9 protein-coding genes and 1 pseudogene are annotated in these 9,733 nt (G+C 71.1%); 7 read left to right on the top strand and 3 right to left on the bottom strand.

Annotated features, from left to right (window positions below):
* Window positions 1-167 (bottom strand): annotated as a pseudogene (locus GTW40_RS26525) (transcriptional regulator); the annotation flags it as partial.
* Window positions 168-327: 160 nt separating this feature from the next.
* On the opposite strand from GTW40_RS26525, the gene GTW40_RS26520 reads away from it, so the two are divergent.
* From GTW40_RS26520 to GTW40_RS26505, 4 genes are all read left to right on the top strand, one after another.
* Entirely contained in the window at window positions 328-1,587 is a 1,260-nt protein-coding gene (locus GTW40_RS26520; protein ID WP_161182685.1) for an MFS transporter, read from the top strand.
* 11 nt (window positions 1,588-1,598) lie between these two features.
* Window positions 1,599-2,108 (top strand): MarR family transcriptional regulator, encoded by a 510-nt coding sequence (locus GTW40_RS26515; protein WP_018544555.1) that lies wholly within the window; start codon window positions 1,599-1,601, stop codon window positions 2,106-2,108.
* Window positions 2,109-2,196: 88 nt separating this feature from the next.
* A complete protein-coding gene (locus GTW40_RS26510) occupies window positions 2,197-2,535 on the top strand; it encodes a DUF3817 domain-containing protein (protein ID WP_161182684.1) in 339 nt (112 codons plus the stop codon).
* A 75-nt stretch (window positions 2,536-2,610) separates the two neighbouring features.
* A complete protein-coding gene (locus GTW40_RS26505; protein WP_161182683.1) occupies window positions 2,611-4,311 on the top strand; it encodes a methylmalonyl-CoA mutase family protein in 1,701 nt (566 codons plus the stop codon).
* Window positions 4,312-4,417: 106 nt separating this feature from the next.
* On the opposite strand, the gene GTW40_RS26500 is transcribed toward GTW40_RS26505, so the two are convergent.
* Together GTW40_RS26500 and GTW40_RS26495 are read right to left on the bottom strand one after the other, a co-directional pair.
* The gene (locus tag GTW40_RS26500) at window positions 4,418-5,602 is read right to left on the bottom strand and encodes a DUF3103 family protein (protein WP_161182682.1); all 1,185 of its coding nucleotides are present in this window, start codon (window positions 5,600-5,602) and stop codon (window positions 4,418-4,420) included.
* 193 nt (window positions 5,603-5,795) lie between these two features.
* Window positions 5,796-6,416 carry a TetR/AcrR family transcriptional regulator gene (locus tag GTW40_RS26495; protein WP_161182681.1) on the bottom strand — a complete coding sequence of 207 codons (621 nt, stop codon included), beginning with the start codon at window positions 6,414-6,416 and terminating at the stop codon, window positions 5,796-5,798.
* Window positions 6,417-6,629: 213 nt separating this feature from the next.
* Between GTW40_RS26495 and GTW40_RS26490 the strand changes: the two genes are divergently transcribed.
* The 3 genes from GTW40_RS26490 (at window position 6,630) to GTW40_RS26480 (ending at window position 9,644) form a co-directional block, all read left to right on the top strand.
* Window positions 6,630-7,598 (top strand): tetratricopeptide repeat protein, encoded by a 969-nt coding sequence (locus GTW40_RS26490; RefSeq protein WP_161182680.1) that lies wholly within the window; start codon window positions 6,630-6,632, stop codon window positions 7,596-7,598.
* A 609-nt stretch (window positions 7,599-8,207) separates the two neighbouring features.
* A complete protein-coding gene (locus GTW40_RS26485) occupies window positions 8,208-8,852 on the top strand; it encodes a DUF6230 family protein (protein WP_161182679.1) in 645 nt (214 codons plus the stop codon).
* 198 nt (window positions 8,853-9,050) lie between these two features.
* Entirely contained in the window at window positions 9,051-9,644 is a 594-nt protein-coding gene (locus GTW40_RS26480; RefSeq protein WP_161182678.1) for a DUF6114 domain-containing protein, read from the top strand.
* The last annotated feature ends 89 nt before the right edge of the window (window positions 9,645-9,733 follow it).

Genomic DNA, 9,733 nt, shown 5'->3' with positions numbered 1-9,733 from the left:
TCGAGCCCGCCGGCCGCCGCACGCACACGCCGCAGCCAGGGCCCGTGATAGCCGTGCCGGTCCGGCCGCCGCAGCGTCCGCACCGCGTCCTGCGTCTCCCAGAGCGGCGAGATCGCGAACCGGCAGCGCAGGAAGTCCTCCTCGCCGAAGCGGAGCTGCGAGGCCACGGCACCTCCGTCACTGTGGAGCGCGAGCGTTCATGGAGCGCGCGCCTTCATGGAGCACGATGCGGCCGGACGACCGACGGGAACGGCCGGGCGGCCGACAGGATTCGGCTGGAGCCGAAACTCTACGGCCCGCCGCCCCCGCCCCGGCACCCTGCCCGTCATGTCCGCACCACCCCAGAACACGACGCTCCAAGCCGACGAGCCCGCCCGCGCCGGATACCGCGGCGTCCTGGCCGTCCGCGAGTTCCGCGCGGTCTTCGCCGCCCACGTCCTCTCCCTGCTCGGCGTGATCGTCAGCGAGATCGCCCTCTCCGTCCTCGTCTACGACCTCACCGGCTCCCCGCTGATGAGCGCCCTCGTCTTCGCGCTCGGCTTCCTGCCCTACGCGGTCGGCGGCGCCCTCCTCGCCCCGGTCGCCGACCGCTTCCCGGCCCGGCGCGTCCTGGTGACCTGCGACCTGGTGTGCGCCGTGTGCGTGGCCGCCATGGTCGTGCCGGGCGCGGGCGTCGGCGCGCTGCTCGTGCTGCGCTGCTGCCTCGCCGTCGTCGCGCCCGTCTTCAGCGGCACCCGCATGGCCACCCTCGCGGACGTGCTCGGCGACGGCGAACCGTTCGTGCTCGGTCGCTCCCTGCTGCGGATCGTCTCCCAGAGCGCGCTCCTCGTCGGCTACGGACTCGGCGGCCTCCTGCTGACCGTGACCGCCCCCCGCCACGCCCTGCTCGTCACGGTGACCACCTTCCTCGCCTCCGCCCTGCTGCTGCGCCTCGGCACCCGTAACCGCCCGGCCCGGGTCCACGACCGCGCGCAGGACACCGGGAGCGGAGTCCGCGCGCTCTTCGCGCACCCGCGCGTACGCGTGCTGCTCCTCGTCTTCTGGGTGCCCGCGCTGTTCGGCGTCGTCCCCGAGGCCCTGGCCGCGCCCTACGCCCACGACCTCGGCGCGGGCTCCCCGGGCCTCGGCCTGCTGATGTGCGCGCTGCCGGTGGGCACGGTGGCCGGCGAGCTGTACGCCGGAGCCCGGCTCGGCGCGACCACCCGCGAGCGGATCGTGCTGCCGCTGCTCTGTCTCACCCTGCTGCCCTACATCGCCTACGCCCTGCGGCCCGACCTGTGGTTCTCGCTGCTGCTCCTGGTGCTCGCGGGCGCGGGCTCGGCGTACACCCTCGGCCTCGACCAGTGGTTCGTCCGCGCGGTGCCCGAGGAACTGCGCGGCCGGGCCATGACCGTGCTCCACGCCGGGCTGATGACCGTCCAGGGCGCCGGAATGGCCCTCGCGGGGGTCGCCGCCGAGGTCACGGGCGTGCGCGCGGCCGTCGCGGGGGCCGGGGTGCTGGGCGCGCTGTGCTGCGCCGGGCTCGCGGTGGCCTGCCGGGCGACCGAAGGGCGAGACGGGGCTGACCGGCATATGACCGGCCGGTAGTGTCTGATGACGTGCCCAAGCCTCTCGGACTCCCCTTCGACCCCATCGCCCGCGCCGACGAACTCTGGAAGCAGCGCTGGGGCAGCGTGCCCTCCATGGCCGCGATCACCTCGATCATGCGGGCCCAGCAGATCCTGCTCGGCGAGGTCGACGCGGTGGTCAAGCCGTACGGACTGACCTTCGCGCGGTACGAGGCACTGGTGCTGCTCACCTTCTCCAAGGCGGGCGAGCTGCCGATGTCCAAGATCGGTGAACGGCTCATGGTGCACCCCACGTCCGTGACGAACACGGTGGACCGGCTCGTCAGGTCGGGCCTGGTGGCCAAGCGTCCCAACCCCAACGACGGCCGCGGCACCCTCGCCGTCATCACCGACAAGGGCCGCGAGGTGGTCGACGCGGCCACCCGCGACCTGATGGCGATGGACTTCGGGCTCGGCGCGTACGACGCGGAGGAGTGCGGGGAGATCTTCGCGCTGCTGCGGCCGCTGAGGGTCTCGGCGCACGACTTCGAAGAGGACTGACCGGCGCGTACGGGGGAGTGACCTGGGCCGATACGGTCCGGCGGACCCGGGGCAAGATCTCCCGGAACGGGTGGTTACGCTCGACGGCATGAAAAAGAGCGTGCTGACCCGCTACCGAGCCCTCGCCTACGTCACCGGCGTGCTCCTCGTGCTCCTGTGCCTGGGCATGATCGCGAAGTACGCGTTCCACCTGGACGGCGCCCAGGACTTCACCCGTGTCGTCGCCATCGCGCACGGCTGGCTGTACGTCGTCTACCTGGTCTTCGCCTTCGACCTGGGCTCCAAGGCGAAGTGGCCGGTCGGCAAGCAGCTGTGGGTGCTGATCGCCGGGACCATCCCGACGGCCGCCTTCTTCGTCGAGCGGAAGATCAGCCGCGAGCTGGAGTCCAAGGTCCAGGGCGCCGCTCCCGCCCCGGTCAAGGTCTGATTCGTACCGCCGTACGAGTGTCGTACGGCGGTCCCCCATCGACATTTACTAGGACGTCCAAGTAAATTCGAGGGTATGGACGCTCACGCGATCGACGAAGGCCGCCGCCGCTGGCAGGCCCGGTACGACGCCGCGCGCAAGCGCGACGCAGACTTCACCACGCTCTCCGGCGATCCGGTCGAGCCGGTGTACGGCCCCCGCCCCGGGGACACGTACGACGGCTTCGAGCGGATCGGCTGGCCCGGTGAGTACCCCTTCACGCGCGGGCTCCATCCGACCGGTTACCGGGGCCGCACCTGGACGATCCGCCAGTTCGCCGGCTTCGGCAACGCGGAGCAGACCAACGCGCGGTACAAGATGATCCTGGCCGCGGGCGGCGGCGGCCTCTCCGTCGCCTTCGACATGCCGACGCTGATGGGCCGCGACTCCGACGACCCGCGCTCGCTCGGCGAGGTCGGCCACTGCGGTGTGGCCATCGACTCGGCCGCCGACATGGAGGTCCTGTTCCAGGACATCCCGCTCGGCGACGTCACCACGTCGATGACGATCAGCGGCCCCGCCGTGCCCGTCTTCTGCATGTACCTGGTCGCCGCCGAGCGGCAGGGCGTGGACCCCGCGATCCTCAACGGCACGCTCCAGACCGACATATTCAAGGAGTACATCGCGCAGAAGGAGTGGCTCTTCCAGCCCGAGCCGCATCTGCGCCTGATCGGCGACCTGATGGAGCACTGCGCGGCGGGCATCCCGGCGTACAAGCCGCTGTCGGTCTCCGGCTACCACATCCGCGAGGCCGGGGCGACGGCCGCGCAGGAGCTGGCGTACACCCTCGCGGACGGCTTCGGCTACGTGGAGCTGGGCCTCTCGCGCGGCCTCGACGTGGACGTGTTCGCGCCCGGCCTCAGCTTCTTCTTCGACGCGCACCTGGACTTCTTCGAGGAGATCGCCAAGTTCCGCGCCGCGCGCCGCATCTGGGCCCGCTGGATGCGGGACGTGTACGGCGCGAAGACCGACAAGGCGCAGTGGCTGCGCTTCCACACCCAGACCGCCGGGGTCTCGCTGACCGCGCAGCAGCCGTACAACAACGTGGTGCGCACGGCCGTGGAGGCGCTGGCGGCGGTGCTCGGCGGCACCAACTCGCTGCACACCAACGCCCTGGACGAGACCCTCGCGCTGCCGAGCGAGCAGGCCGCCGAGATCGCGCTGCGCACCCAGCAGGTGCTGATGGAGGAGACCGGCGTCGCCAACGTGGCCGACCCGCTGGGCGGTTCGTGGTTCGTCGAGCAGCTCACCGACCGGATCGAGGCGGACGCGGAGAAGATCTTCGAGCAGATCAAGGAGCGGGGCCTGCGGGCCCACCCGGACGGGCAGCACCCCATCGGCCCGATCACCTCGGGCATCCTGCGCGGGATCGAGGACGGCTGGTTCACCGGCGAGATAGCCGAGTCCGCCTTCCGCTACCAGCGGGCGCTGGAGAAGGGAGAGAAGCGGGTCGTCGGCGTCAACGCCCACACCGGTTCGGTCACCGGGGACCTGGAGATCCTGCGGGTCAGCCACGAGGTGGAGCGCGAGCAGGTCAGGATGCTGGCCGAGCGGAAGTCCGGGCGCGACGAGGCCCGTGTGAAGACCTCCCTGGACGCCATGCTGGCCGCCGCGCGCGACGGCTCCAACATGATCGCCCCGATGCTGGACGCGGTCCGCGCGGAAGCGACCCTGGGCGAGATCTGCGGGGTGCTGCGGGACGAGTGGGGGATCTACACGGAGCCCGCCGGGTTCTGATCCCCCCCCGGAGTGCGACGGGGCCCGCCGGGACGGCTGTCCGTCCCGACGGGCCCCCGCGCTGTCGCGCGATGCTCCGCCGGTGCTTCCGTGCTTCCGTGCTTTCTCAGAACTCCTGCACGAAGTACGGCTCCACGGTCATCCAGCCGTTGCCCCTGGCGCCGTAGTAGGTGCCGTTGTAGTTCTGCGCCAGGGTGTACCAGGAGTCGACGTAGTCGGGGTCGTCGGTCCACCAGGAGGTGGGGATGGCGTTCAGGATCGCGTCCACCAGGGGGATGTAGGCGCCCTGGTCGGTGATGGTGAGCAGCGCGCCCGCGATGGCGACGGCGAGGTCGTGGTAGTTGGTGTCGCCGTCGTCCTCCATCATCACGGCGTCGGCGAGGTTGTACTTGTAGTTCGACCAGTTCACGAGGATCTGGTTGGGCCGGTAGACCGTGCCGTCGTAGTCGAGGTAGGGCATGTCGACCGGGTCGACGCGGACCTTGCCGTCCTGGCCGAAGCCGGAGACCAGGGTGTAGATCTCGGCGGCGCCCTTGACCCAGGGCTCCTCGTCGTCGGACAGCTCGACGGCGTCGATCTTCGTGGTCCAGAAGCCGCCCGCGGCCGCGGCGGCGGACCGGCCCGAGGTCGTGGTGGTCGCGGCGGTGTTCACGGCACCGGGCGCGTCGGAGCGCACCCCGCTCTTCGCCAACTCGTCACGGAGTACGTCGAGTCCGGCCGCGAGCGCCTTGGAGCCGTCGATGTCGACGACGTACACCGGGTGGGCGGGGGCCGTGCGGGCGTCCAGGGTGTGGGCGTTGCCCTGGCTGTCGTAGGCGGTGACCGCCGTGGCGTCGTCGTCGGAGACGGCCGCGGCGACCCAGGGGGTGGTGCCGTCGGCCAGGGCGGCGCGCATGGAGCTCGCGCCGAGCCGGAGCTGGAGCAGGGAGCCGACCTTGCCGTTCAGGCCCTTGGCATCGGCGATGGCGTGGTCGGCGGCGGCGAGGTCGGACCCGAGGGCGGGGTCGGCCTGGGCGGCGAGCGGGGTCACGGCGACGTCCGGGGACGTGAGGACGGCCGTGCTCAGGCGGGTGCGCCAGGACTGGTCGCCGAGCGAGCGGGCGATGGCCCGGGCGGCGCGGTCCTGGGCCCCGGCGACCTTCTGGGCGGTGGCGGAGTGGGCGGTGGTGGGGGTGGCGGGCGCTGCCGTGGCCGAGGGGGCGGTGATGAGGGCCTGGGCGGCGGCGAGGGCGAGCAGGGTGGCCGCGGTGACGGTCTGGGCGGCGCGGCGACGGGACTGACGGGGTCTCACGGGGATCGATCCCTCCGGATGCGAGTGGCCAGGTGGGGGAGTGACGCACTGTCAGGGGGGTGGTGCCGGGACGACTGCCGGACGGGAGTCCGGGTGAGGTTCTATGCGAGTAGACCTCGCCGCCCATGGTGACCTGAACATGTCACGCCCGCAAGACCTTCACACCGCCAACGCCTCGTGAGGGCAGGGGAGTTCAGCCCTCGGCGGCCGTGAGACCCCCGAGCAGTACCGCGATGAAACGCCGTACCCACTCGGTGTCCGCCGGTTCCGCGCTCACCAGCATCCGGTGCACGACCGTGCCCGCCACGATGTCGAAGATGAGGTCGACGGCGCGGCAGGCCGCCTCCGGGTCTGACTCCGGCGGGATCTCGCCGCGCTCCTGCGCCCGCTCGCGGCCCGTCACGACCAGGTGTTTCTGGCGCTCGACGATGGAGTGGCGGATGCGCTCGCGCAGGGCGTCATCCCGGCCCGCCTCCGCGACCACCGCGATCAGGCCGCTCCGCGCCTCCGGGCGGCCGAGGATGGCCGCGAACTGGAGGACCACGCCCTCGATGTCGTCGGCGAGGCTGCCCCGGTCGGGCACCTCCAGCTCGTTGAACAGCTCGGCGATCGCGTCGACCACCAGCTCGCTCTTGCCGGACCAGCGGCGGTACAGCGTCGTCTTCGCAACCCCGGCGCGCGTCGCCACGTCTCCCAGGGTGAGCCGGGACCAGCCCAGTTCCACCAAGGCCTCCCGGGTGGCGGCCAGGATCGCGGCGTCCGCGGCGGCGCTGCGCGGTCGGCCCGTACGGGCTGCTGGGGTGCGGCTCTGCATGTCCCCGACCATAACCGGCCACCTCCGGGCGGTCGTGAGGGAGATCACCGGAAAAGGCTGTCGCCGCAGCCCCTTCTGCCATTACGCTACGACCCGTAGCGAAAGCTCGCGATGGACGTACGCGGGCGACGGCCACCGGCGCGGGGTGGGGACCTCGGCGCCGGCCGACATCGCTTTTTTCCTTCATGCGCGGGAACGGGGGAGGATAGACCCATGCAGCCACGGAACATGTCCATGAGCGGCGTCGTCGACCTCGCCGCGGTGAAGGCGGCCCAGGAGGCCAAGGCCAAGGCGGAGCAGGCGCGCGCCGACTCCGCCCGGCGCGGCGGCGCGGGGGCGATCTCCCCGGCCGATCTCGTCGTCGACGTCAACGAGGCGGACTTCGAGACCGAAGTCCTCCAGCGCTCCGCCGAAGTCCCGGTCGTCATCGACTTCTGGGCCGAGTGGTGTCAGCCCTGCAAGCAGCTGAGCCCGGTCCTGGAGCGGCTGGCCGTCGAATACGACGGCCGCTTCCTGCTGGCCAAGATCGACGTGGACGCCAACCAGATGCTGATGCAGCAGTTCGGCGTCCAGGGGATCCCGGCGGTCTTCGCCGTGGTCGCGGGCCAGGCGCTGCCCCTCTTCCAGGGCGCGGCCGACGAGCGGCAGATCCGCGAGACGCTGGACCAGTTGATCCAGGTCGCCGAGCAGCGCTTCGGGCTGACCGGCCTGACCGTGGACCCGGACGCGCAGCCGGGCGCCGCCCCGGCCGAGGAGCCGGAGGGGCCGTACGACGCGCTCCTGGAGGCGGCCGTGCGGGCGCTGGACGAGGGCGATCTGGGCGGTGCCGTCCAGGCGTACAAGAACGTACTCGCCGACGACCCGGCGAACACAGAGGCGAAACTCGGCCTGGGTCAGGCCGAGTTGCTCCAGCGCGTGCAGGGTATGGATCCGCAGAAGGTGCGCAAGGACGCCGCCGAGAAGCAGGGCGACGTCGACGCGCAGATCGCGGCCGCCGACCTGGATCTGGTGGGTGGTCACGTGGAGGACGCCCTCGGGCGTCTCATCGAGACCGTCGCCCGCACGGCCGGTGACGACCGGGACGCGGCGCGGCGCAGGCTGCTGGAGCTGTTCGAGGTCGTGGGTGCGGAGGACCCGAGAGTGGTGGCGGCCCGTCGGGCGCTTGCACGGGCGCTGTTCTGACGGTCCGTCTGCTTGTGGCGCGGCGGTGAAGGAATGGCCGATGTGGCGTGGGAGCCGCCGCGCTTTACCAAATCTTGGTAATCGGTTCAGCTGTTACTCCGAGTAAATCAAGGTCGTTGGTCTGTCCGGCTTCGCCCCGGGATCAACGACTTTGTTCTGCCCAGTGTTGGCACCGTGCGTCGCCCTTTGAGACCACTGAGTCGTCTTTCGGTTATCGCGCCGTTACTAGGCAGTAACGAAGCCCCTTGTGCGGGCGGCGAGAATGCACCACGATCGGCCACGCTCGGTCCATTTCCGTTACCCCGGCACCCGGCCGGGTCACGGCGAATGTGTCCCCACCGGGCAGAACCGGCGGCAGTGGCGCCGGTTCTGGGACAGGGGGGTCTTCGCCACTGCGGCGAAGCCTGTCCAGAAGGTTGTGCGTGATGTGTGTCAGGCGCGACCAGTGGTTGTCGCTCGGGGGTGAACGCCGGTTGTCCGGGCGCGTCTCGCGCCGTCGGGCGCGGGCGCTCTCCTTCCCGAGGACGTAGCACTTCTCCCATCCCTGTCCGGTCGCAACCCCCCTGGGGCGGTCCGGACCAGGAGATGTACGTCCGAGAAGGAGGAAATATGGAGTCCCAGGTGCGTGGCGGGACCAGATGGAAGCGGTTCGCTGTGGTCATGGTGCCCAGCGTCGCCGCAGCAGCATGTGTGGGTGTCGGTCTGGCGCAGGGTGCCCTCGCGGCGTCCTTCAGCGTTTCCGGCCAGTCGTTCAAGGTCTCGGCGGAGCACCTGCACGGTGAGGGCTTCGCCCAGTACGGCGGCATCGACACCGGTTACGCGACGACCGACGGCGACAAGAAGACGGTTCACCCCGTCGCTATCTCGTCGTTCGACAGCGCGACCATCACCAAGATGTGTCAGTCGGTCGCCACCGACGTTCCGCTCATAGGCAAGACGGTCTACCTCCGTCTCGACGCCGGTCCGAGCGAGAAGAAGCAGGTCGAGGCCACCAACCTCTACATCGACGTCGCCCAGCTCGACGCCGACGCGGAGTTCAAGAACATCGACATCGGCGTCGCGCTGAAGGACAAGTCGCGCGGCCCCGCGGTCAAGGACACGGCGAGCACGCTGCCGGGCGGCTTCGCCCAGCAGGCCGAGTCGGCCGACCTCTACGGCGTGAAGCAGACGGCGTGGGCGACCACGGCCGGCACGTTCAAGCTGAGCGGTCTGTCGATGAAGCTCGGCTTCGACAAGGGCCTGGAGTGCTACTGACGGCTCCGGTCACCGGGTGACCCGGGACGGCCGAGCCGTCCCGGGAGTCCGCGTCAGGGGCGGGGGAGCCGTTGCTTTCCCGCCCCGGGCACCCGGCCCGACCCCGCGTCGGGCCCCCATCGACTCACCATTCTCCGGCTTCTCGGCGCGACGGCCGAGCCGGTACGTACGTCCACTGGACCCAGGGAGCTGTTTTCCATGAGTGCCGAGACTCCGGTCCAGAGCGCCGGGAACTTCGCCCGGCTGCGTCTGCGATTCCATGACTGGCGGGGCACCCGGCCGTTCTGGGCGGGCCTGCTCACCCTGCTCGGCGGGGTGCCGATCGCCTACTTCCCCTACGCCACGCTCAAGCTCGGCACCATGTCGATCGCGATGTCGACCACCGCGGGTGCCGGATCGCTGATCATCGGGGCCCTCTTGATCACGCTGGGCCTGACCATGTGGTTCCAGTCGGCCACCCGGATCTTCGCCGGAGTCGCGGCGATCATCCTGGCCCTGGTGTCCCTGGTGGTCTCCAACATCGGCGGCTTCATCGTGGGCTTCCTGCTCGCGCTGGTCGGCGGCGCCCTCGCCCTCTCCTGGGCACCGGCCGGAAAGCCGGCCAAGGCGGCGGCCACGGGTGCCGGACAGCCGGGTCCCGCCACCGGCGACGGCTACCCGGCCGCACCGGGCGCCCCCACCGTCCCGGCCCAGCCGCAGCCCGCGTACGACACCCCCGTGGAGCACACGGCCGACGGCGCCACGGACGGCGAGCGGGCCGAGAAGCCCAACGGGGGGTCCCGTGTCGGCTGACCAGGCGCGCGGTCAGGACCAGGCGGCCCTCACCTCCGCTCCGGAGAGAACGGGGCCGCGTCACGCGGCGCCGAGGAAGCCGCTGTTCA

The sequence above is a fragment of the Streptomyces sp. SID4985 genome (genome assembly GCF_009863025.1).
Taxonomy (GTDB): domain Bacteria; phylum Actinomycetota; class Actinomycetes; order Streptomycetales; family Streptomycetaceae; genus Streptomyces.
Note: the sequence above shows the minus strand (reverse complement) of the source record. Positions and strands in the feature narration are given on the sequence as shown.